Below are 21,840 nucleotides of genomic sequence, written 5' to 3' on the forward strand. Positions count from 1 at the left end.
AACCATGCTTCGAAGGATGCATGACTGTCCCGCCCACGCTCATTGTCATCCCCACCTTGAACGAGGCCAGCCACATCGGCGAGGTGGTGACCAGCTTGTTGTCGGGCTTGCCTGACGATGAGGGCATCACGATGGTGGTGGCTGATGGGGGCAGCACCGATGGCACGCAGGACATCGTGATGAGCATGGCGCAATCGCGGCCTCAGCTCAAGTTGCTGTCCAACCCCAAGCGCTTGCAAAGCGCGGCCATCAACCTGGCTGTGCAGCATTTCGGCCAGGGCCGGGAGTTGCTGGTTCGTTGTGATGCGCATGCCAGCTACCCGCCAAAATTCGTTGAACGCCTGTGCCATTCTCTGGAAGCGAACCAGGCCGACGCGGTGGTGGTGCCCATGGATTCGATTGGCGACACACCTTTGCGGCAAGCCATTGCCTGGGTGTCTGACACGCCGGTGGGCTCGGGTGGTTCAGCTCATCGTGGCGGCAAGCAAAGCGGTTTCGTCGACCATGGCCATCACGCGGCTTTCCGCATGGCCTCCTTCTGTCGGGCCGGTGGCTACGATGAATCTTTCAGCCACAACGAGGATGCCGAGCTGGATTGTCGCCAGCGTGTGCTGGGCTCGCGCATCTTTCTGGACAGCACCATCCGCATCGGCTATTGGCCCCGCGCTGACCTGGGCGGGCTTTGGCGCCAGTACTTCAACTATGGGGTGGGGCGCTCCCGCACGATCCGCAAGCACCCTGGCTCCATGCGGTTGCGCCAGTGTGCGGTGCCAGCTCACTTGCTGTTGTCAGTGGTCGCGTTGTTGATCGCGCCCTGGTTTGCCTGGGCGCTGTGGTGGCCAGCTTTTTACCTGACGGTCTTGCTGGGTGTGGGTGTGGCCTTGTCTTTCAAGCACCGTTCTTGGGTGGGGTTGCTGGCTGGTCCGGCGGCCTTCGTGATGCACACGGCGTGGGCGTTGGGGTTCTTCAAGGGTTTGCTGGTGCACCGGGAATCGCCCTGGTCCATGACGACGGCGGTGCCCTCATGAAGGTGCTGTTGCTGGACCCCTCCTTGTTCACCGGGCCTTACGACGCCTCACTCAATGAGGGGCTGGTGGCCGCTGGCGTGCAACCACGCTGGCTGACACGGCCCACGCGCCGGGGTGACCGGCAGGAGATCCCAGAGCAGTACGTGGAGGCCATCTTCTACAAGCACGTGGATGACGCAGCCGCCTTTCCCAAGGCGGTCCGCACGGTGGTCAAGGGCCTGGCGCACCTGGTGGGCCTGGGCCGCATGCTGGGCGCAGTGTGGCGGCATCGGCCCGAGGTGATCCATGTGCAGTGGGTGGTGATCCCGCCGGTCGATCTGGTGGTGCTGTGGGTGCTCAAGCGCTTTTGCCCCATCGTGCTCACGGTGCACGACACCGTGCCCTTCAATGGCGAGCGCATCTCGTTGCTGCAGAACCTGGGATTCCATGGGCCCATCAAGCTGGCCAGCCACGTCATCGTGCACACCCAGGCCGGTCGGCAGGCCTTGATCCGGCACGGCATTGACGCGGACAAGATCGCGGTCATCCCGCACGGGCCACTGAAAGTGCATGCGGTGCCGGAGGTGGGCCGCCCTGCGCGTGATCCCCGGTGGACCTTTGTGCTGTTCGGCGAGCTCAAGCCCTACAAAGGCATCGACCTGTTGATCGAAGCCGTGGGTTTGCTGGCCCCCGCCATCCGTGCCCAGATCAGGGTGGTGATCGCGGGGCGCGAACGCATGGACCTGGCGCCGCTGAAGCAGCGCATCGCGGAGTTGCGTCTGATGGACACGATCGAGTTTCGTCCTCAGCGTCAGAGCAACCAGGAAATGGCCAACCTGTTCGACGACACCGACACCTTTGTCTTTCCCTACCGACAGATCGATGCGAGCGGGGTGTACTTCCTGGTGAAGTCCTTGAACCGGTGGATGATTGCCAGCCGGGTTGGCATCTTCTCTGAAGACCTGCGTGAAGGCGAGCAGGGCACCTTGATCCCGCTGGAATCGCCACAGGCATTGGCCAGCGCGATGGAAGAGGCCATGGCCTCACGCCGTCGGCCAGCGCCTTTGCCGACCAGTGGCACGTGGCTGGGCATTGGCGAGAGCACCAAGCAGATCTACGGCCAAGCCGTCAGCGCCCACCGGGCGCGCTTGCAGGGTAGCCTGGGATGAGCGGCCTGCACCGCAGCTCCTTGCGGCGAAGGGCCGCGCTGTTGATGCTGGCGGGCATGCCGATGGTTGCGCAGCGGGCGGCCTGGAGTGCCGAGCAGGCTGCGATTCGCCCGCGTGCGCCGGTGCGCGAGGCGGGCTACAAGCTGGTGAAGAATTGGGATTTCACGCGCGGCCACTGGACCCAGGACGATCTGCGCAAGGAGTTTCACACACGCTTCATCTACGACAACGGTCGGCTGGATCATGTCAACGATGAATGGTCCCGCTATCGGGACAATGACAACCATGTGTTCACCCGTGAAGGGCTGTCACTGGTGGCCCGTGCGGTCGGCAAGGCCGCCCCAGGGCGGGTTGAAAGCGGCATGCTGCGGTCAAGGTGGTTTGGGCAGTTCGGTGTGTTCGAAGCCCGCTTGAGGGTTCCCCGTGGACGGGGAACCTGGCCCGCGTTCTGGCTGGGGCCGCAAGACCTGGTCTGGCCACCCGAGATCGATGTGGTCGAAGTGGTGAACAACGGACGGGACGACACACGACGCAGTTTCCATTTTCTGCATGGCGTGGGGGCGGCCAAGCAGGCCCGCCGAACCTATGAGCTGGACAAGGGGGGGGCTTACAAGCCCGGCTTCGACTACGCCGATGGCTTTCACGACTTCGCGGTTGAATGGACGCCCACCAGCGTGCGCCACTATGTGGACGAAGTGCTGGTGGCTGACCGCGACTACCGGTGGGTGCACAACGATGGCAGACCGGGTGGTGACGCGCACTTGCTGGTGAACCTGGCCATCGGTGGCGGGTGGCCCGGAGCGCCCGCTGCTGATGCGCTGCCCGCCAGCCTGACCATCGGACACATCCGTGTCTGGCAGCGTTGAGGTCGATCGCGCCATGAACAAGCCGCCCCCCATCGGCCAAAGTAAGGAGCGTGCCGTGGTCAGGGCGGCCATCGTGCTGGTGCTGCTGTCCTGCACCTTGCTGGAGCGCTTTGGTCTCAACCCAGGCGGGGGGGGCTACGCACTGAAGCCCGCCATGTTCTCCATCTACCTGCTGGTGGGCGTTGCTGTCATCGCACGTCAACTGGTGCTGTCCACCGAGCGCCTGCTTTTGTACCTGGTGTGCCTGGGCGTTGTGGTCGCCAGCATGCTCATCAACCTCAACGTGGCGGATGTCGATCGCTCGTCGATGTCGTCCTTCCTGTTGCTGGCCGTGATGTACTTGCCGTTCGTGTTTGTGCTGAAGCAGGACTGGGCTGGTGCGGACCATGCCAACTGGGTGCTTGAGGTTTTCGCCAACATCGCCTTGTTCAGTGCGATGGCCGGCATCGCGCAGTTTGCAGCGCAGTTCGTGGTGCGAGACGCCTGGCTGTTCGATTTCACCTCGTACCTGCCGGAGGCCATTCGGGCCCAAAGTGGCTTCAACACGGTCATCCCCGTTGGTTCGTTGTACAAATCCAATGGATTTTTCTACCGAGAGCCTTCCGGCTTTTCTTTCATCATGGCACTGGCCATCGTGCTTGAAGTGGGGCGCGATCGGCGCTGGTGGCGAATCGCCTGCCTGGGTCTGGCCTTGTTGCTGACCTACTCGGGCACCGGCTTGCTGGCCTTGTTCATCGGGCTGCTGTTTCCTTTTGGATTGAAGACCTTGTCGCGCTATGTGGCGGCCATGCTGTTGGGGGGGCTGGTGCTTTGGTCGTTCGGCGATGCCTTGAACCTGTCCTTCACCGTGTCTCGCGTGGGCGAGTTCAGCTCCGAGCGCAGCAGTGCTTACATCCGCTACATCGCGCCACTGCGCCTGCTGAACGAGACCATGGCCCAGCAGCCCTGGTCCTTCTGGCTGGGATACGGCCCGGGCTCCATCACCCGGACCAGTGCAGACTTCCTGTTCCACGATCCCACCTGGGCCAAGCTGCTCTACGAGTACGGTTTGGTGGGGTTCTTGTCTTTCGTGACGTTTTTTGTCATGGCGCTGAACCGGCCAAACGTGCCCGTGTCGGCCAGGGTCACGCTGTTCTTCGCCTGGCTGATCATGGGAGGGCATTTGCTCAGCCCGGAGATGAACTACATGACCCTGGTCCTGGTGGGCCTGATGCCCTGGGTGGCCTCCCCGGGGCTGCGACCTCAAGCGAGCGTGCCGCCGCGTTCCCCGCCCACTGTCCATGCTGCCTTTAGGTCGGCAAGCTGTGCCCCCTGATTCGATGCACCCACCATGACCCAACATCCACCCCGCATCAGCGTTGTCATCGCCTGCTACAACTACGCGCAGTACGTGGCAGGGGCCATCGAGAGTGCGCTGAACCAGTCGCATCCTGACAAGGAGGTGGTGGTGGTCAACGACGGCTCCCGAGACCATTCACTGGAGATCATCCAGCGCTACGCTGACCGCGTGGTGGTCGTGGACCAGGTCAACCAGGGGCACATTGCCGCCTGCAATGCCGGCTTCATGGCGTCCTGCGGTGAGGTCGTCATCTTTCTGGATGCGGACGACCTGCTGGAGCCCGATGCCCTGGCCAGCGTGGCGGATGCCTGGACGCCAGCGTGTGCCAAGGTTCAGTACGATCTGAAAATCATCAACGGCGCGGGCGAAGACCTGGGGCGCCGCTTCTGTCACTTTGACCCGCGCTACAACGCCGAGGTGGTCCGGGCGCAGTTCGGGCTGACGGGCACCTACCGCTGGCCCGTCACGGCGGGCAATGCCTACAGCCGGTCGTTCCTGGATGAGATGCTGCCCCTGACCATCAGCGAAGCGCCCGATGGCTTGCTGAACACGGTGGCCCCCGTGTTTGGCGACGTCGCCACCATCCCGAGGGCTTTGGCCAGCTACCGGGTTCATGGCGCCAACCTGTGGTCCAACACCGGCAATGACAATGCCCGCTTGCCCAAGCGGATCCAGCACCGCCGACTGGAGGTGGACATCCTGCGCCAGCATGCGGCCAGGCGAGGCGTCGCCATGCCGGATGTCGATGTGCTCGACCACGAGTTGCCCTTCATCAACTACCGGCTCATGGCCTTCAAGCTGGGCCTGGACTACGCTGGCAGCCAGCGCGACACCACAGCTTCATTGGTCTGGCGGGGCTGTGCCTTGGCCATCAGGGAGCGATTGCCGATCAAGATGAAGGTGGGGCACATCGCGTGGTTCCTGGCCCTGGGCATGGCGCCCAGACGGTGGGTGGAGGCCTTGATCAGGCTGCGCTTCAACCGGTCGGAGGTCTTGCGATCCTTCAAGCGGCTGGCATTCAGGGGCTGACATGGCAGCTGGCGGAGGCCTACCCTTGGACTGGCTGCAGCATCGGTTTGAGTTGTCGCGGGGCAGCGCCGCGCACAACGTTCGCCCCATGGAAGGGTTGCGTGGGTTCGCCGTGTTCCTGGTCTTCCTGGTGCACTTTGCTTCGCTGGCCAGTCCCTGGCTGAGCCCGGGCTCGTCCCTGGAGGCGGTGTTTGAGGCCATGCAGGCCGTTGGCAACGCCGGCGTAGACCTGTTCTTCGTCCTCAGCGGCTACCTGATCTACGGATCGCTGATGTCGAGACACCAGCGATTCGCAGGTTTCATGGCGCGGCGCATCGAGCGGATCTATCCCACCTTCACGGTGGTGCTGGCCATCTACCTGGCGCTGTCCTTCGCCTTCCCGGCGGAAAGCAAGATGCCAGGGTCCTTCTGGGGTGGCCTGGTCTACCTTGTCCAGAACTTTCTGCTGCTGCCCGGCATCTTCAACATCAACCCGATGATCATGGTGGCGTGGTCCTTGAGCTACGAGATGTTTTATTACCTGATCGTGCCAGCGGCCATCGCCTGGCTGGGCTTGCGTGAGCGAACGACTCGGTGGCGTGTTGCGTTCTTCTTGATCGTGGCCATGGCCACGGCGCTTTACTGCGCCCTGCATGGCGGGCATGTGCGGCTCATCATGTTCCTGTCGGGCATGCTGCTTTACGAGGCCATGGCAGGCGATGTGGCGATGGCGCCCGGCAGTGGCCTCGGTGTGGCCGGACTGGCCGGGGGGTTGTTGGCCAACCTCTTGCCCGTGGCGGGCGACCTGGGCCTGGCGCTCAAGACGACCGTGCTGTTCGTGTCTTTCCTGGCGCTGTGCCTGGCCTGCTTTCGCGACCCGCACGTTGGCTTGTCCCGTGCCTTCTCATGGACCCCGCTGCGGTGGCTGGGCAACATGAGCTACTCCTACTACCTGCTGCATGGGCTGGTGCTCAAGGCCTGCTTCCATGCGCTGGCCGTGGTGGCGCCTCCAGGCAGCGGGGGCTTGCCTGCCTGGGTGCTCTGGGCCTTGCTGCCGACGCTGTTCGCCATCACCCTGTTGCCATCGGCCGTCTTGTTCCTGGCGGTCGAGCGCCCCTTCTCGCTGGCGCCGCGGCCCCGTCGGGTGCCGGGCTTGAGGGTCATGGGCTGACCTTGCGGTACGCGCGCACCCAGTCGATCTGCAAGGCCTGCGGAAAGGCCGTGTTGTCGATGCCATGGCGCCCTGCCCATTGCCCGCCAATGGCCAGGTTCAGGATGATGTGGGCCGGACCGGCCAAGGCGCCGTCGCTGTAGGTCCAGCTGTGCGTGCGGGTGTAGATCTTCATGCCGTCGATGTACAGCGTGACCGACTCGGGCGTCCACTCGGCCCCCACGGTGTGCCAGCCTTCATGGAAATGGAAGGGTGCGGCCCAGAAGGTCCACATCTTGTCGAACGCAGGGTCCGCGTACAGGTAGGCCGATGGGTACAGGGCCGATGCGCTGATGCCTGAGTGCAGCATGCGCGTGGTGTCTTCCACGCCGTTGTTCACGAATTCGAAGATGTCGATTTCGGGGGGCCAGGAGAGGCGGCCGGTGTCCGAGGCGTCCGAGTTCAGCCAGAAGGCGGGCCACACACCCACGCCGCCAGGCATCTTCACCCGGGCCTCGTAGTAGCCGTAGCGTGCGGTCCAGTCGGATCGGATCATGCCCGACTCGTAGGGCAGACCGGCGTTGGTGCTGCTGTTGACCGGGCGGGCGGTGAGGCTCAGCACGCCATTGGCCACCATGTGGGTGTTGTTGTCGGTGTAACGCTGCTGCTCATCGTTGAGCGTGTCCAGCGTGCCGCCAACCTGGATGAAGCGCGTGAACCACTTCTGCCGGTTGAGGGTGGTGCCATTGAACTCGTCATTGAAGGCCAGCGTGTAATTGGCGGGCACGTGCGAACCTTGCGACGATGCGATGGGCTCGGTTTGGCTGATGGTGGCCCGCATCGTGAGTGAGGTGCTGTCGATCACCGTCCGGGTGCCACTGGTGACCAAGGTGATGTCTGCTTTGCCGACATAGGCTGGCGCCGTGAAGTTGATCTCGTAGTCCTTGAAGGCACTCGAATCGATGGCGACTTTGTAGGTGCGAAAAACCTCCCACCCATTGGCAAGGCGAAAGTTGACGGACGCGGTCGATGCCTGGCCAGCGTTGGCGAGTTTGGCTTTGACCCTCAGGGTGTATGAGCGGCCTGGAACCAGCGTACTGCTGCTCAGCGGCTGCACGGCTTGCCAGCCCAGGTCGAGCGCCTGGCCGCCGGCGCGAAGCAGGCTGGGCGTGAGCACGCCATCCGTCACGCTCCAGAAAGCCAAGCCTTGGCTGAACTGGGGGTTGAGCGCCAACTCCGTGGCTGGAGGAGCTGGCAGGGATGGTGTGGGTGCCGGGGCTGGCGAGGTCACGGCCGCAGGTGTGGCGGGTGGGGTGGCGGATGAGGGGGGCGTGGTGGTTGAGGTGCCACCTCCGCCACCACAAGCCGTGGTCATGGCAACGAGAGAGAGTGCGCACACCCATTTGAAACCGGTCAAAGATCTGAACAACATCACAGCCAACTTCTTCAAGAATGGAAAGGGTCCTCCCTAGATTCGGAGGAAAGCCTTGAAGTCTGAAGAGGTGATCGGTAAGCAGGTCACCTGTCTTGCAACCAGATGTGGTGACTGCTTCGGCTGGCACAGCTTGTGCGTACGTCCTGTCGCAAAGCGTTCGTTGTTTCGTCAAGGATGAGTTCAGTGATCCCTAAAACATTCAGCTCCATTGAAGGCTTGCGAGGGTGGATGGCTTGGTGGGTGGTGATTGGGCACGCCATCCAACTTGCAGGATCAACAAGCTGGTTGCCTGTGGAGGCCACAAAAATACTGTTGAAAGGAGATGCTGCTGTCAATGTCTTCATCATCATCAGCGGGTTTGTCATCACGCACCTTTTGCTCGCCAAACCGGAAAGTTATCGCAAGTACATTGCCCGGCGATTCTTCAGGTTGTTTCCGGTTTATCTGGTTTGTGGTCTTCTGGCAATATACACATTGCCAGAATATATTTATGCCTATGCGGAGCTGCCGTTTGCTGACTATCGTGCAACCCGAGCCGAACGAATTCGCCTGACCGAGGCAAATTTTTCTGCTCATGTGTTCTGGCATCTCACGATACTGCATGGCGCCATTCCTGAATCCGTGCTCAGGTTTGCCAGTTCAAGCATATTGGCGCCTGCCTGGAGCTTGTCTTTGGAATGGCAGTTTTATCTGCTGGCGCCATTCATCGTGCCTGTTTTTGCAACTGGGTTTGCTCGCAAAACAAGGCTGCTTGCCACGGCCTTGGTGTGCGGATTTTTATTTGTGCTGTCCAAACTGTATTTGAAGGATCAGTATCAATATCCATCAATGCTTTTTCTTTCCATTCATTTCTTCATGTTTGGGATTTTGACGAGGATTTTCCTGGGCCTGAAAAGGTATCGAGCCTCGGTTTTGTTGATCCCCACCATACTCCTGATCTGGAAACCTCTGGAGGGCATAATCTGGATGGTCTGGTGTTGCTTCATATTTTGCGAGGCAGGCCTGATCCGCGAGGGGGCGTTGAGCAAGGCGATCGACATCGCTGCTCGGACGTTGGCCACCAACCCCATCAACACAATGCTTGGCCGGTGGTCATTTTCCACTTACTTGGTGCACATTCCCTTGTTTTCTGTGGCTGTTGCCACCCTGCCGCTTTTGCGGCCTACCGTTGCCCAAGACGATGTTTGGTCTGCGGTGTTGGTGGCGATGCTGATACTCCCCCTGGTGTCCTGGTTTCTCTACCGTTATGTCGAGATGACAGGAATCCGCTGGGGCGGTAAGGTGGCAGCACGTTTGAATTGATGAATTCGGAATTCCAAAATGATGAATCTGATTGATTCTGAAGTCAAAACCAAAATATGGGTGATCAGCTTGACCAAGGCGACCGAAAGGCGTGCCGCCTTCAAGGCCACCTTGGAGGGGGCGCCGCTGGATTGGGATTTTTATGATGCGCACACCGGGGTCTCCCCGGATTTGACTTACTCTGAAAAGACCTCAACCCGGCTGAATGGTCGCCCCATGCAGCGAGGGGAGTTGGGGTGTTATTCCAGCCACCACCAATTGTGGAAATGGCTGATTGACAGCCAAGATTACGATCAAATGCTGGTCATCGAGGATGACGTTCACATGGACTGGAACTACGTGCTTGACATCAAAGGCACTGATTTCGCCAAGCTGGGCATCGAATATCTTCGCCTCTTTGCAAAAATGCCGGCAGCCTGGCGCTTCATGGCGTCACCCTTCCTGGACAAATACCGCCATCTGGTCCAGTTCACAGGCTACCCCCTGGGCACCCAGGTTTACCTGTTGACCAAATCGGGCGCTCGAAAATTTGCGGCCAAAGCCAAGAACCTGGAGGCCCCCATTGATGTCTACATGGACCGCACCTGGGAGCACGGTGTGTTGAATCTGGCCATCTTTCCCTTTCCTGCTTTCGAAAGGCACCAGGCTTCCTCCATTGGTGAGGAACGATTCACACAAATCAGTCGGCCCTTGCATGAAAAAATACTGGGGGTTCCCCCCAGGGTTCGCCGCAGACTGCAGTCGCTTTGGTTGCAATGGGGCTTCAGTGGTCTTCAAGCGCGCAGGCTGAAAAAGTCCTTGAAAGCCAGCAGGCCTTGAATCAGCCCCTTGGCCTTGGCCCCAACGCGTCAATGATGGCCCTGAGGCTCTGGATTTTTGTCCGGAACGAAAAGTGTTGTTCCACGTGAGCCCGGCCCCGCTCCGCCCGCTCAGCGGCCGCGGGGGGGTTAGAAAGCGTTTCGATCAGGGCGTTGGCAAACTCTGCCGCCCCGTTGGCGATGATCAACTCACGGCCATGGGTGACGCCCAGCCCTTCGGCCCCAACTGTGGTGGCCACGACCGGGCAAGCGCTCGCCAACGATTCAAGCACCTTGATCTTCACGCCTCCGCCAAAGCGGTAGGGGGCGATGGAAACGGCAGCTTCATCCAGAAAGGCATCAAGGCTGTCCACGAAGCCCAGCATCTCCACGCCCTGCGCCAACAACTCGGGCGTGGCCTTGGGGCATGAGGGGCCTGCCACGCAGAGCCTGGCATGAGGGATGACCTGGCGCACCTTCGGCCAGACGTCGGCCAGCAACCAGCGCAAGCCATCCTCATTGGGTGGGTGTTCGAAGTTGCCGACCATCGCCACGTAAGACCCGGTCGTGGCGCGGGGCTCTGACCTGACGCGGGTGGCCACCGGGCTCAGCACACAAGGTGTGTCGGGCATGAAGGCGCGAAGCACGCCAGCATCGGTTTCGCTCAGCGCCAGCAACAGGTCGGCCTGCTGATAGTGGCGAAACTCGTACTTCACCCAAGACAACCAGGTGCTGCCCTTGGCGAGGAACTTCTTCCAGCCTTGCGCTTTGCGCCACTCCCGATGCGTGGACACGATGGCCACATCTTGCGTGTCCATGATCGTTGGCGCCCCCTCCGCCGCACCAAGGTACTGCGCCACATAAGGAAACTGGAAAATGACCGCCCGAACGCCCGGGCGCGTCGATCCCAGCTTGACGGCTTCCGCCATGGCCGGTGACCACATTCGCTGGGCCCCCACGGGCGCGCCTCCCAGGAGCTGGCGGGCCTTCAAGGCCCAGCTTGGCCCATGTTGCGAGGGGGTGATCGTGGTCACGCTGGCACAGAACTCCTTCAGTGCCCGCTTGCCCTCCTCCACGTCATTGGAGGTCACGTCGAAAGAGATCCAGTGGATGTCGTAGTGCTCGGCAAGGCCTTGAATGATCCTGAAGCAAAGCACCCCGCCGCCAATGCCGCACCTGAGGTGATACACCCAAGGCGCCACGATGACCAGCGCAGGGCGTTGGGTCGTGCGAGCTTCATGACTCAAAACATCGCTCATCAAGGGCTCCGAAGTGCGGCGGTCAAAGAACCAAGTTGTCGCTCATTCCAGGTGTTGGCCGCTTGCAAGGCCGAGCGCTGGAGTTCTGCCCGTCGCGCTGGTTGGGAGAGCAAGGCCATCAGTTGCTGGGCAAAGGCGTGAGGGTTCTGGTCGTCAACCACGACCATGGCCACGTCTGCCAACGCTTCAAGTCCACGCGCGCCTGAAGCCGTGGTGACGCACGGCATGCCGTGGGCCAGCGCATCCAGCAGCTTGATGTTGACCCCGGTGCCCATTTGCACCGGGTTGATGGCCACCGCACCTTGGCTGAAGGCCTCCGACAAGTTTTCAACGAAACCCAAGGGATGCAGCAATTTGCTGGCGGTGAAATGATTAGAAACGGACCCTGCCAGGAACAGCTTGAAGCCCGGGAAGGTGGCCAAGACCATCGGTGCGACTTCGTTGATGAAGTACTCGCAGGCTGCCACGTTGATGGCATTGCTGGAGCCCAGGAACACAGCGCTGGGTGCCTGGCTGGGCTTGAAAGGCTGGGGCTTGGCGATGAGGTGCCCCACCTCGATGACCCGGGTCGCGGACTTGGGGCCCAACCTTTGCCGAAAATCATCGGCCTCCTGCGCCTGGATGCCGATCACCAGGTGGGCCCGTCTGAAGCCTCGTAGCTCTTCCTCATCCGAGGTCGAGTACCACTCGGGTTTCTGTCCGGCCTGTATGTAGGACCGGTGACGCATGCCGAAGCGGTCGTGTGTGTCCAGGATCTTCATCCCGACATCTTCAAAGGCCTCGAAAGCCTTGGACATGAACACGTACTCCACCATGACCACGTCATACCGGTGTTCCGCCTGCAAGCCTTTGAGAAATGCATTGGCCTTGGCGTCGTACCAGTCGTCCAGGCGGTAGGCATGGGCGCGTTCCATCGACAAGGATTTGCCAATCTTTTTAAGAGCGCGCCGAAGCCATGGGCCCTTGGTGGCTTGCCAGGGTGGGACATGCAGTCGCCCGGGGCCGAAACGGACCTTCATGGCGTCAAGGTCCGCTGCTTCCAGCGGCAGGTAGGCAAAGTGAAGCTCATGACCATGGTCTTGCAGTGCGCTGGCGAGCGTTGCAATCCTGGCCCGGTTGCCCGCGCCTGCGGGGTCTGTGGGAACGGGTGAGATGAGGAGGACCTTCATGGACCGGTGTTCAGGGCTCAATGCAATTGCACGATCTCTTGGTCGCCCTTCCTGGCTGAACGAGGCACCATGGCGTCCGCTGCGGCATGCCCAACGGCCAGGTACATCACGATCCTTTCATGCTCCGGTATGGCGCCAACCAAGTGAGCTTTGACGTCAGTGTCTGGCTTGACGCACCAGTTCAGGCAGCACGAGGAAATGCCATGCGCCTGAAGAGCAAGGATCAAGCTCATGGAAAACAGGCCACCATCAATGTAGGGCTCATGGCGTTCCGTGCCGTCAAAGAATGACTTCATGTCAACCGTGATGATGAGCAATCTGGACAGCTGGTGGCCGAAACCATGGTTGCCATTTTGAAGTTGAAGCAAAGCCGTGATGAGATCAGCTTGGGTGTAGATGTGAACCCTCCAGGGCTGCCGATTGCAGGCACTGGGGCTGTACTGGGCACTGTTGATGCACTCGCGCAAGACACCGATGTCGACCTCTTGGGACGTGTACGACCTGACGCTCCTTCGCAGCAGCATGAGTCTGGTGAGTGACTCAAAATCCGTCGCTAGTGCAGTGCCGTGGGGCATGGGGGTTCTCAGATCGACAAGGATGTCCAGGTGCTGCTTCAAGAGGGTGTCGATGTCTTGTGCAAGCCCTTGAGCGCCATCGCTCTGAGGGGGATACAGGTCGATGTGGGCTCGGTATGAACGAAGGGCTTCAATGGCCCCCAGGTAAATGGTGGAGTCTTTTCGAAAGCCTTGTTCATGCCAGCGACGGATCAAGCTCAGCGTGGCCTTGGCAGGGTCAGCGCCAAAGAAGCGTTTGGGCCCGGGCATGCACAGCCCCTTTTCAAGCTTGTGATACTGAAATATCAGTTCCGCCCGGAGCTTCTCATGCTCAATCTCAGGGCCTTCCCAGTGCATGTACTTGATGACCAGTCGCGCATCATTGAAATAGTAAAAGGCCCGCTTCATCAGTTGGCCCTGGCGCAGCAACTTCTCAAAAAAAGGCTTGGAAGACGGCGCGATGGCGGTGACCAACCTTGACGACATGCTGACGACTTTGCCGATTGACATTTCATTTCCTTGAAGCGCTGACCAAGGGCTTGACGTTCAGTTGAGAGGCTGCAAGCACGCTGGGCAAGAACGAGGCCACTTTCTGCCTGAGTTCCTGGAGCTGCTCCGTGAATGCAATCAACAGCGCATACAGCTCTTGGGGGTTGGCCACCTTTGCGGGCGACAGCAGCAGTGAATGGGGCAGCTCGAAGTGGTCCATCAGCCCTTGAAACTTGTCTTGATAGGTCAATGCCGCCACTGGCACGCCCATGCCAAGGCTGGCAATGGCCAAATGCATTCTTCCGGTGATCACCCCGTCCAGCAGACCGGCCATGGCCTTCAACTCTGCCGCGCTCAAGGGTTCGGTGGTGTACCTGAGCGACTCCGGGAAGTCAGCTTTCAGCGCCTGATGGATGACGCGCAAGCAGGTGTCGTCGCCATCGGCCCCTCGGTAATCGTGAGAGAGCAACACCACGCTGACCGGGCGCTCCGTCATGAGCCGATGCAGTGCCGAGATGGCCGATGCATTGATCTTGGCCAGGGCTTCCTCTGTGCGGTCTTTCAAGAGCATGGGGTGGATGTTGAATGCGACCACCGTGTCGCCCGTGGCTCGCCTTGATTCGACCCACTGGGCCATGTCCTTGACGCTGGCCGAATCGACGCAGGCCTTGAGCATGAATGCGGAATCAGTCACCAGTTGTGCAGGTGCTTCGCAGAAATTGTTGAAACGCTTCAATGAAATGTTGTCTCGCACATTGATGGCCAATGTCGGGGTGAGGTTGTTGAAGGGAAACTTCAGATAAGGGCTGGGGCTTTCATTGAAGCTGAATCCCAGCAACGATGCGCGAACGCCTTGTCGGGCAGAAATGTCTGCGGTGGCCAGCAGCCGCAGGGTGGTGTGAGGGCTGTAGTAGCCATCCATGCAGTCGGCGCCCAGCAGCACCAAGGCATCCGGATCAAATTGCTCGATGGCATCAATCGTGGCGCTGAATCCGGCGTCCCAGATCTCGATGGGAATGAAACCCAGTTTCTTGGCGGCGGCGGAGGCTGGTGCAGTGGCGGTGACGACGCCCACCTCCAGGGGCTGTCCCTGGTTCGACAGCTGCCCCACCACGGCCTGCATCATTGCTTCATCTCCTTTGGCCCCGGTCAAGGTCCATGGATCGCTGGGGATGATGACCAGGCGTTTTGGGTGACCGCTGACCACGTGCGCTTTCTTGGCTTGCAAGGTTCTCAGCCGCCAGCCAATCGTCAGCCGTGTCATCGATTTCCAGAGCAGATAGCGTTCTCGCAAGGGCTTCTTTTCGATGGTCATGGGTGGCAGATTCCTGGTGTTGATGCGATCACACCGAAGCTCGGCGGTTCTTGAAGGCAGTGATCACCGCGATGGCCTGCTGGCGTGCCAGCAGGCCGACGAGCACGAAGTAGATGGCAAATCCCGCAGAGGTCAACAGCACCAATTGAGCCAGCGCCGATTCAGTCCACAAAGCGACACTGGGGCGTGCAGCTTGGACAAAAATGACGGCGCAGGTGGATGAAAAAATGAAGGGCCAAAGATTCAAGGCCAGCGTCCGAAGTGATATCCCGATGATTCGTCTGGCCACGATGAAGCTGATGGGCGTGATGCTGAGCTGGCTGAGAACAAACACCACCACGATGGTATTGAGCGTTTGATCCTTGGCCGCGTACAAGCACCCCAGGGTGATGATGGTTTTGGCCGTGATGAAGATCAGGCCAATGTCGGGGCGCCCCATGGCGTTGTAGGCAATGCCGTTGTAGAACTGCAATACCTGGACGGCGCCCAACAGCAGCATCGGCGCCATGATGCTGGCCGCGCTTGTCCATTTGGGGCCGAATACCACCAGCGTCAACTCCGGGGTCACTGCAGACGTGACGCAGAAGATGGGGACCGCGATGGCCGCGCTGACATTGATGGCAGCGTAGTAGGCTTTCTGCAGGGCGACCCGGTCATGGGCCAGGCGAGAAAATGCATTGTGGGCGATGTCCAGAATGGAGGTGCACAGCGTCTGCATCAGGGCTTGATAAATCCTGGTGCCAATGATGTACAGGCCCAAGGCGCTGGCACCCAGCGTGGCCGCGAAGAACAATTCGATGAACCGGGTGTTCGCAAAATCCATCAACGCGGTCAGCAACCTTTGAAAGCCATAAGAGACCATTCTCAGGGTGCCGGGGAAGTCGAATGCGAATGAAAAATTCCATTGAGGGTGGCGCCACAGGATGAGGGCGGTCAAGGCGGATGCGGACAACGACTGCGCGACCAGACTCCATGTGCCATGACCTGCAGAGGCCATCGCCAAAGCCAAAGCGCCAGAGACCAGGGTGGCGATCAGGGACGCCATGGCCAATGCACGGTATTCAAACTTCCTTCGGTACATCGCGTTCTGGCCGAAACAAGCTGCGCTGATCAACATGCCCAGACTGCTGATTCTCAGAACCCATGTGAGTTCTGGGAGCTTCATGACTGCCGCGATCATGGGCGAAAACAGCCAAAGCCCCAGCACGGCCAACATGGCCAGGCCCAGGTTGATGGCAAAGATGCTGTTGAGCTGGCGGTGATTGACTTCCGGTTGCTGTACCACTGCTTCACTGAGGCCCGACTCCACGAAGAGCGCGCAGAGCGCGACGACGGTGGTGGCGGCAGCGAACAATCCCAGTTCGCTCGGCGTCAGTACCCGTGCCAGGAACATGAACACGATGAGGCCGCCAAAACGCAGGCCCCAGTTCTGGACCAGGGACCACAGCAGCCCACTTTGAACTTTTTGGCGAAAGGTGGTGGAGGACATGGGTGATCTTTTCGACAGAGCTGCTAGCGCAACACGCCAACTGCTTTGAGGGTCTTGATCAGCAGTGGCGGCCGGGAGCCCGATGCGAATCGCCAAAGGATGACTTTGCGGGCCATGTGCTGTGGCAGCGTCAGTACCAGCATGGTCCATGCCGCGATGGCGATCTGCCCGTTGCGCCCCATACCCTGCGGCATGAAGGTACCGCGCATCAGATCGGCCAGCATCCGCAAGGCGTGGTCCTGAGGCCAGGGGTGCGTCTGAGGGGCCAGTTTGTAGGAAGCCACGCGGTAAGGCAGCAAGGTGAGGCTGTAGCGGATGGCCTCTTGATTCACCTCATAACCTGCGTTTTTCGCGATGCGTCTGGCGTAGTCGAACAGCTGTGTGGCCCGGGTCACTTCGCGTGCAAAGCGCTGCACATCAAGTCCGGAGAAAGCCCCGTCGTTTTTTCCGTGGATGCGGTAAGACACCAACGGTTTGGGAATGGTGATGACATCGCCCAGGTAAGGTGCGGCGGCAATGCAGCACGAGTCACTCGCGCGTCCACCCGCGTGGTCCAAAGGGAAGATTTTTTCCAGATAGTGGCGGTCATAGACATTGCCCGACCCTGGTGGCGTCGGGTAGGCGCTGGTGTGCATCACCCATTGACGAATCTGTCCAGGTTCGGGCGTCACATGGAATTGCGGCAGGAACGAGCCAATCGGGCGTCCGTCTGCACCAACACAGCGCATTTGAAACTGAACTTTGCTGATCCCTGGTCGCCAGACGCCAGCGACCTCGCGGATGACCGATGGTTCCAGGAAATCATCAGAATCGAGGAAGATGATGACCTGGCCGGTGCTGGCGGCAAAGCCTGTGTTGCAGGCACCGACCTGGCCCTGGTTGGCCTGGTGGATGACCTGGATTCGGTTCGCATGCCCGGCTGCATGGCGAGCGATCACCTCGCGCGAGGCATCGTTGGAGCCATCGTCCACCACGATCACTTCCACGTCCGGCCAATCCAGTGCCAGTGCGCTGTCGATGGCCTGGCCCACGTACTGTGCGTAGTTGTAGTTGGGGATGATCACCGACACTTTGAAGAGTCGGCTGTTGGAGGCGCTCATGGGGTGCTCACGTGCTGGGTGACCTGACTTTCCCGGCGACCTTCGAGAGGTACCAGTTTTCCAGCGTGGTGAGGATTTGTCGGCGGTCCATCACGGGCTTCTCGATCAGCCACCAGGAGCAGTAGGCGATCGCGATCGTGCAAGGCGTGGCCAGCAACATGTTGATGTACCACTCGCGATGCTGGGGCAGCAGCGCCACCACCATCTGCTGGATGGGGTAGCCATACAGGTAGATGCCGTACGAGTAGTCGCCACCGAGCAAGGTCGCTTGGCGAGGTGGGTTGAGCAAGCCCAGGTACACGGTGAAATAGGCGATGGGCAGGGCGGCAAATCGGATGCCATTGGGCAGGGTGATCAGCAGCAGCGACAAGGCGGCCATGGCCAGGGCGCACCGCGCTGACCACACCAACTTGTCTCTGAAGCGGTAGACCAGCAGGCCGGCGATGAAGGCCATCACGAGCGTGGTGCCACCGGCACCGTGGTAGTCCAGGTTAGGGCGCAGGATGGTGTTGCCGATCTGCAAGGCATGGAGCAGGACCATGAACCACAGCAGCCAGATGCGATCTTTGAAGATGCCCAGAACGGCCAGCATGCACAGGACGACGTAGCATGCCAGTTCATAAGGCACGGTCCACAGTTGGCCATTCACCGACTGAAGCGGGTTGGTCTCGAACAAACCGGGCAATTCGTAGTGGATGTGGCCCAGCACGTTCCAGAAGTACATGTGGAAATCGGGGTGGGTCAGGTACTCGCCCAGTGGCAGGGTGGTGAGCAGGGGGCCCAGGATCAGCGCCGACAGCAGCACTTCAACCGACAGCGCCGGCATGATCCGGAACACGCGCAGCCCCATGAAACTCACCAGCGTGCGAGTGCGCTCCAGGCTGCCTGCGACCAGAAAACCGCTCAACGCGAAGAACATGGGCACAATCAGGGTGGTCAGCGAGAAACCCATGTTGGCCAGGCGCCCGTACTGCACATCCGGACCGTAGCTCAGCAAGAAGGCGTGAGACGCGATCACGCCCAACGCCAGCACGATGCGCATGTAGTCAAAGCCGCTGGGGCGGTTGTTCGTGGCCATGAGCCGGGCCGCCAGGGTGGGTTGGCCTGCGGTGAAGAACGTGGTGATCGGGTTCGGCATGGCGGGTTCCCGTCAGAGTTTCAAATGGTCGAACAAGGGCTTCAAGGCCGTCCGCCAAACGCGGTAGCCGGCCTCGTTGATGTGCAACTGGTCAGCGTGGAAGTAACGTTCGTCAGGGCCGCCATCGGCCTTGGCCAGCAAACGGAATAGATCAAACAGGTAGACCCGCTCATGTTGGGCGGCCACCTGCCGCAGCTTGTCGTTCAGGTCGGCGATGTGGGCCAAGGGCACCTTGGCCTGGGGGTTGTTGCGCGGCGGGATCGTGCACAGCACCACCGGCACGTTGCTCGATTGCTGGCGCGCCATGTCCAGCATCAGTTGCAGGTTGACCACCGTGTCGGCGGTGGCTTGCTGGGCGCTCAAGTCGGCCGAACCGATCAGCAGCACGATGGCCTTGGGGTGCAGGGCCAGCACGTCTTCCTGGAAGCGGAACAACAGGCCTCGGCTGACGTCGCCTCCGACCCCTCGATTGGCCACTTTCAGGCCAGTGAACGCTTGTTCCAGATCACGCCAGCCTCCGGTCAAGGAGTCACCAGCGAAGACCACGGCGCCTTGCATCTTCTCCCGCTGCGTCCAGAAGTAGGCCCGGTTCTGGTTCATGTAGTCAAACACACGGATGGCGCCTTGGCCAGGCCAGTCGGCCGCGCGCATCGGATAGGGCGTGGGCCCACTGGATGCCATGCTGGCGGGCGCGGCATTCAAGGGGGCATGGAAGAGTCCGGCCAGGCTAAGGGCCAACGGCCAAAGTGCCCGGGCGGCCAAGGTCTTGTTCCGTGGCGTTGATGAGCGGGCTGGGCGCATCATCAATGCTCGTTCATCACCATGCCCAGCAGCTTGACGGCGCCCTTGTCCAGGCTGGCGGTAAGCTTCTCAAGCGATTTCATGGTGGAGTGGCCGTTGCGGCCCAGTGCGATCGCCGAGCCGCATTTGGCGGCAATCACCTTGGCATCGGCGCCATGCGCGGCGGCGGGTGTGTCCACGATCACGTGGTCGAACTTGTTCAGCAACTCCTGCATCAACACATTGAAGCCTGGACGCTGGAGCAACTCCAGGGGATTGGGTGGAATCGTCCCGGCCGGCAGCACATGCAGGCCGGGCAGGTCGGGCGCCTTGTAGATGGCCTGCACTGTGGTCTCGCGCCCCAGCAGCACGCCGCTGAGACCGGCACCATGGGCAATGCCGAACAACTCGCGCTGCCGGGGGGTGCGCAGGTTGGCGTCGATCAGCAGGGTGTGACCCCCCAGTTGGCTCAGCACGATGGCCAGGTTGGCGGTGAAGAAGGTCTTGCCATCGCCAGGATCGGGGCTGACCACGGCCAGCGCGCGGCGGGTGCCTTCCATGCTCAACGCGTCCGACAGCAACTGGCTGCGCAGATCGCGGAACGCTTCGGCCTGCTCGCCGAAGGGGTCTCGCGCGGCGATCAGCTCAGGCGATCGGTCCACGCCATCCTTGGTGTACGAGTAGTTGAATTGTTGTGAGAGGGCCCACAGCACCTCGTCTGCGCTGGCCAGGCGCAGGGCCACGGCCGCTTCGCCGAAGCGCATCTGGTGACGGCGCTGGTGCTGCACGATCTGCTCGACCTGAGCCTCCGTCAGGTTTTTGGAGCGGCGCAGCACTTCACCGATGGATTGGTCCTCCAGATTTCTCGGGTCTTCGGCGTTGTGGTCGGCGCCGGGGTGCTGGATGGGCGTGGAGGTGGCCAGCGTCAGGTTCATCTGAGGAGGGGGGGTGGTCATGGGATCGATTCAGCGCAGCAGGCGCCAGGGACTGACGTTGGCGGGTTTGACGAAGGACTTGGCCCGCTCGGAGACCTTCTGGGTGCTGGCGGCCGGTAGCACGACCAGCAAGGGGCGCATGAGCCGCTGTGTGATGTCCTCCTCGCTGCGCAGGTGCGGGGTGATCACCTCCAGGGCCAAGGCCACGCCCACGCCCAGCACCGTGCCCAGGATCAAGCCCATCACGATGTTCAGCCCCACGCGGGGCCCCGAGGGGAAGGGCGGCGGCGTGGCTTCTTTCACCACCGACACATTGGTCTGGTTGTTCTGGCTTTCCAGGCTGGTCTGGCTGACGCGGCTGAGCACGTTGTCGTAGGAGCGCTGCGCGTTCTCCACCTCGCGCTGCAGCACCATCACGTCGTTGCGCTGGCCCTTCAGGCGCAGCACCCGGAGGCGTTGTTCAACCAGGGCCGAGCGCACCTCGGCCAGTCGGATCTGGTTGACCTCGCTGTTGATGCCCAGGCTGGCTGACACTTTCTGGGTTTCGGTGTCGATCCGGGACTTCAGTTGGCGGATGTTGGCGCGCAACTCTTGCACTTGGGGGTGCTGGTCACCAAAACGCTCGCTCATCTCGTCCAGCTTGGCCTCTTCGCGCGCCAGTGCGGTGGTCACGCCCACGATCACCGGGTTGTTCAGGGCCTCGGTGACGCGTTCACCACCCTTGCCGGTGGCCGCCTGGTGGCGGGTGGTGGATTCGGTGGCGATGGCCTGCAGGGCGACCAGTTGTGTCGACAGCTCGGACAGCTTGGCGTTCTCGATGTCCAGGCGTTCGTCGGTCGAGGTGATGCCGGTTTCCTGTTGGTAGGCCGACAGCTTGGCCTGGGCTTTCTCAAGCGCCTCACGGGACAGGCGGGCACGCTCGTCGAAGAAGCTGTTGTACTGCCGGGCTGGCTCCGTGCGCAACTCCAGCGTGGTCTCTGTGTAGGCCTGGACGATCGCGTTGGCCATGGCCGCCACAAAACGGCGGTCCGGCCCGCTGAATGACACGTTGATGACGTTCGACTCGCGGGACGGGCGCACCTCCAGCTTGCTGGCGACCACGCCGGCCAGCCATGACTCGAAGTCACCTTCTCCGCGGGTGACTTGGGCCCAGCGCTCTTTCAAGGCGGGGTTCTCGGTGGTCTTGACGATGCGCAGGGCGCGCTTGACCACGCGCTCACTGGCGATGACGTCGGCCTGCGTGGCCACGAACACCGAAGCCAGGCTGGAGGGCACGGCCACGCCCGCGATCGGGTCGATCGAGCCGGTCTTGCCATCCACCAGCACCGACACCGTGGCGGTGTACTGTTTGGGCAGCAACAGGCTCCAGGTGGTCACCATCGCCACCACGATCAGCATCAAGGCCGTGACCAGGCGCCACCTGGCTTTGAGGACCAACAAAAACTGTGCGAAGGACAACATGCAGGTAGCCTGTGCGTGGATCGATACAAGTGATCCGAAGCACAGCCCGTGCCAGAGCCGACCTGGTGTTGCAGGCCA

19 protein-coding genes are annotated in these 21,840 nt (G+C 61.1%); 8 read left to right on the forward strand and 11 right to left on the reverse strand.

Annotated elements, in window-relative coordinates:
- Positions 1-20: 20 nt before the first annotated feature.
- The 6 genes from Q7V20_RS01615 to Q7V20_RS01640 are packed head-to-tail and all read left to right on the forward strand — an operon-like array spanning position 21 to position 6,560.
- Positions 21-1,028, forward strand: coding sequence for a glycosyltransferase family 2 protein (locus Q7V20_RS01615; protein WP_304786477.1), 1,008 nt, complete (start codon positions 21-23; stop codon positions 1,026-1,028).
- A complete protein-coding gene (locus Q7V20_RS01620; protein ID WP_304786480.1) occupies positions 1,025-2,176 on the forward strand; it encodes a glycosyltransferase family 4 protein in 1,152 nt (383 codons plus the stop codon). Before Q7V20_RS01615 ends, Q7V20_RS01620 begins: the two co-directional genes overlap by 4 nt.
- Positions 2,173-3,042, forward strand: a complete 870-nt coding sequence (locus Q7V20_RS01625) for a glycoside hydrolase family 16 protein (RefSeq protein WP_304786482.1) — start codon at positions 2,173-2,175, stop codon at positions 3,040-3,042. Before Q7V20_RS01620 ends, Q7V20_RS01625 begins: the two co-directional genes overlap by 4 nt.
- Positions 3,026-4,357, forward strand: coding sequence for an O-antigen ligase (locus Q7V20_RS01630; protein WP_304786484.1), 1,332 nt, complete (start codon positions 3,026-3,028; stop codon positions 4,355-4,357). Before Q7V20_RS01625 ends, Q7V20_RS01630 begins: the two co-directional genes overlap by 17 nt.
- Positions 4,358-4,372: 15 nt before the next feature.
- Positions 4,373-5,410 (forward strand): glycosyltransferase family 2 protein, encoded by a 1,038-nt coding sequence (locus Q7V20_RS01635; protein WP_304786486.1) that lies wholly within the window; start codon positions 4,373-4,375, stop codon positions 5,408-5,410.
- Positions 5,411-5,435: 25 nt separating this feature from the next.
- Positions 5,436-6,560, forward strand: coding sequence for an acyltransferase (locus Q7V20_RS01640; RefSeq protein ID WP_304786487.1), 1,125 nt, complete (start codon positions 5,436-5,438; stop codon positions 6,558-6,560).
- Here the strand turns inward: Q7V20_RS01640 and Q7V20_RS01645 are convergent.
- Positions 6,550-7,971, reverse strand: a complete 1,422-nt coding sequence (locus Q7V20_RS01645) for a glycoside hydrolase family 16 protein (protein ID WP_304786489.1) — start codon at positions 7,969-7,971, stop codon at positions 6,550-6,552. The two genes, Q7V20_RS01640 and Q7V20_RS01645, sit on opposite strands and share 11 nt — an antisense overlap.
- A 186-nt stretch (positions 7,972-8,157) precedes the next feature.
- On the opposite strand from Q7V20_RS01645, the gene Q7V20_RS01650 reads away from it, so the two are divergent.
- Both Q7V20_RS01650 and Q7V20_RS01655 read left to right on the forward strand, forming a co-directional pair.
- A complete protein-coding gene (locus tag Q7V20_RS01650) occupies positions 8,158-9,276 on the forward strand; it encodes an acyltransferase (RefSeq protein ID WP_304786491.1) in 1,119 nt (372 codons plus the stop codon).
- An 18-nt stretch (positions 9,277-9,294) separates the two neighbouring features.
- Positions 9,295-10,095 (forward strand): glycosyltransferase family 25 protein, encoded by an 801-nt coding sequence (locus Q7V20_RS01655; RefSeq protein WP_304786492.1) that lies wholly within the window; start codon positions 9,295-9,297, stop codon positions 10,093-10,095.
- Position 10,096: 1 nt separating this feature from the next.
- Here the strand turns inward: Q7V20_RS01655 and Q7V20_RS01660 are convergent, their stop codons facing one another.
- The 10 genes from Q7V20_RS01660 to epsF are packed head-to-tail and all read right to left on the reverse strand — an operon-like array spanning position 10,097 to position 21,762.
- Positions 10,097-11,332, reverse strand: a complete 1,236-nt coding sequence (locus Q7V20_RS01660; RefSeq protein ID WP_304786494.1) for a glycosyltransferase family 4 protein — start codon at positions 11,330-11,332, stop codon at positions 10,097-10,099.
- The gene (locus Q7V20_RS01665; RefSeq protein WP_304786496.1) at positions 11,332-12,501 is read right to left on the reverse strand and encodes a glycosyltransferase family 4 protein; all 1,170 of its coding nucleotides are present in this window, start codon (positions 12,499-12,501) and stop codon (positions 11,332-11,334) included. The genes Q7V20_RS01660 and Q7V20_RS01665 overlap by 1 nt, the downstream gene beginning before the upstream one ends.
- 17 nt (positions 12,502-12,518) lie before the next feature.
- Complete coding sequence (locus Q7V20_RS01670; protein WP_304786498.1) at positions 12,519-13,565, reverse strand: nitroreductase family protein; 1,047 nt, start codon at positions 13,563-13,565, stop codon at positions 12,519-12,521.
- A 1-nt stretch (position 13,566) separates the two neighbouring features.
- Positions 13,567-14,859: a polysaccharide pyruvyl transferase family protein gene (locus Q7V20_RS01675; protein ID WP_304786500.1), complete on the reverse strand. Its 1,293-nt coding sequence runs from the start codon at positions 14,857-14,859 to the stop codon at positions 13,567-13,569.
- A 28-nt stretch (positions 14,860-14,887) separates the two neighbouring features.
- The gene (locus tag Q7V20_RS01680; RefSeq protein WP_304786502.1) at positions 14,888-16,348 is read right to left on the reverse strand and encodes a lipopolysaccharide biosynthesis protein; all 1,461 of its coding nucleotides are present in this window, start codon (positions 16,346-16,348) and stop codon (positions 14,888-14,890) included.
- 23 nt (positions 16,349-16,371) lie between these two features.
- The gene (locus tag Q7V20_RS01685; RefSeq protein ID WP_304786504.1) at positions 16,372-17,448 is read right to left on the reverse strand and encodes a glycosyltransferase; all 1,077 of its coding nucleotides are present in this window, start codon (positions 17,446-17,448) and stop codon (positions 16,372-16,374) included.
- Between the two features lie 7 nt (positions 17,449-17,455).
- Positions 17,456-18,586 carry an acyltransferase gene (locus Q7V20_RS01690; protein ID WP_304786506.1) on the reverse strand — a complete coding sequence of 377 codons (1,131 nt, stop codon included), beginning with the start codon at positions 18,584-18,586 and terminating at the stop codon, positions 17,456-17,458.
- A 12-nt stretch (positions 18,587-18,598) separates the two neighbouring features.
- Positions 18,599-19,390 carry a GDSL-type esterase/lipase family protein gene (locus Q7V20_RS01695; protein WP_304786508.1) on the reverse strand — a complete coding sequence of 264 codons (792 nt, stop codon included), beginning with the start codon at positions 19,388-19,390 and terminating at the stop codon, positions 18,599-18,601.
- Positions 19,390-20,322 (reverse strand): polysaccharide biosynthesis tyrosine autokinase, encoded by a 933-nt coding sequence (locus Q7V20_RS01700; RefSeq protein ID WP_304786510.1) that lies wholly within the window; start codon positions 20,320-20,322, stop codon positions 19,390-19,392. The genes Q7V20_RS01695 and Q7V20_RS01700 overlap by 1 nt, the downstream gene beginning before the upstream one ends.
- 9 nt (positions 20,323-20,331) lie before the next feature.
- On the reverse strand, positions 20,332-21,762 hold the full coding sequence (gene epsF, locus Q7V20_RS01705) for a chain length determinant protein EpsF (protein ID WP_304786512.1): 1,431 nt from the start codon (positions 21,760-21,762) through the stop codon (positions 20,332-20,334).
- Positions 21,763-21,840 lie beyond the last annotated feature (78 nt).

Source organism: Aquabacterium sp. (assembly GCF_030652515.1).
Taxonomy (GTDB): domain Bacteria; phylum Pseudomonadota; class Gammaproteobacteria; order Burkholderiales; family Burkholderiaceae_C; genus Aquabacterium.

What these genes read in the sequence shown, in the direction of transcription:
- Q7V20_RS01615 (WP_304786477.1), top strand. Translation starts at nt 21, where the DNA reads ATGACTGTCCCGCCCACGCTCATTGTCATCCCCACCTTGAACGAGGCC.
- Q7V20_RS01620 (WP_304786480.1), top strand. Translation starts at nt 1,025, where the DNA reads ATGAAGGTGCTGTTGCTGGACCCCTCCTTGTTCACCGGGCCTTACGAC.
- Q7V20_RS01625 (WP_304786482.1), top strand. Translation starts at nt 2,173, where the DNA reads ATGAGCGGCCTGCACCGCAGCTCCTTGCGGCGAAGGGCCGCGCTGTTG.
- Q7V20_RS01635 (WP_304786486.1), top strand. Translation starts at nt 4,373, where the DNA reads ATGACCCAACATCCACCCCGCATCAGCGTTGTCATCGCCTGCTACAAC.
- Q7V20_RS01645 (WP_304786489.1), bottom strand. Translation starts at nt 7,971, where the DNA reads ATGTTGTTCAGATCTTTGACCGGTTTCAAATGGGTGTGCGCACTCTCT.
- Q7V20_RS01655 (WP_304786492.1), top strand. Translation starts at nt 9,295, where the DNA reads ATGATGAATCTGATTGATTCTGAAGTCAAAACCAAAATATGGGTGATC.
- Q7V20_RS01660 (WP_304786494.1), bottom strand. Translation starts at nt 11,332, where the DNA reads ATGAGCGATGTTTTGAGTCATGAAGCTCGCACGACCCAACGCCCTGCG.
- Q7V20_RS01665 (WP_304786496.1), bottom strand. Translation starts at nt 12,501, where the DNA reads ATGAAGGTCCTCCTCATCTCACCCGTTCCCACAGACCCCGCAGGCGCG.
- Q7V20_RS01670 (WP_304786498.1), bottom strand. Translation starts at nt 13,565, where the DNA reads ATGTCAATCGGCAAAGTCGTCAGCATGTCGTCAAGGTTGGTCACCGCC.
- Q7V20_RS01675 (WP_304786500.1), bottom strand. Translation starts at nt 14,859, where the DNA reads ATGACCATCGAAAAGAAGCCCTTGCGAGAACGCTATCTGCTCTGGAAA.
- Q7V20_RS01680 (WP_304786502.1), bottom strand. Translation starts at nt 16,348, where the DNA reads ATGTCCTCCACCACCTTTCGCCAAAAAGTTCAAAGTGGGCTGCTGTGG.
- Q7V20_RS01685 (WP_304786504.1), bottom strand. Translation starts at nt 17,448, where the DNA reads ATGAGCGCCTCCAACAGCCGACTCTTCAAAGTGTCGGTGATCATCCCC.
- Q7V20_RS01690 (WP_304786506.1), bottom strand. Translation starts at nt 18,586, where the DNA reads ATGCCGAACCCGATCACCACGTTCTTCACCGCAGGCCAACCCACCCTG.
- Q7V20_RS01695 (WP_304786508.1), bottom strand. Translation starts at nt 19,390, where the DNA reads ATGATGCGCCCAGCCCGCTCATCAACGCCACGGAACAAGACCTTGGCC.
- Q7V20_RS01700 (WP_304786510.1), bottom strand. Translation starts at nt 20,322, where the DNA reads ATGACCACCCCCCCTCCTCAGATGAACCTGACGCTGGCCACCTCCACG.
- epsF (WP_304786512.1), bottom strand. Translation starts at nt 21,762, where the DNA reads ATGTTGTCCTTCGCACAGTTTTTGTTGGTCCTCAAAGCCAGGTGGCGC.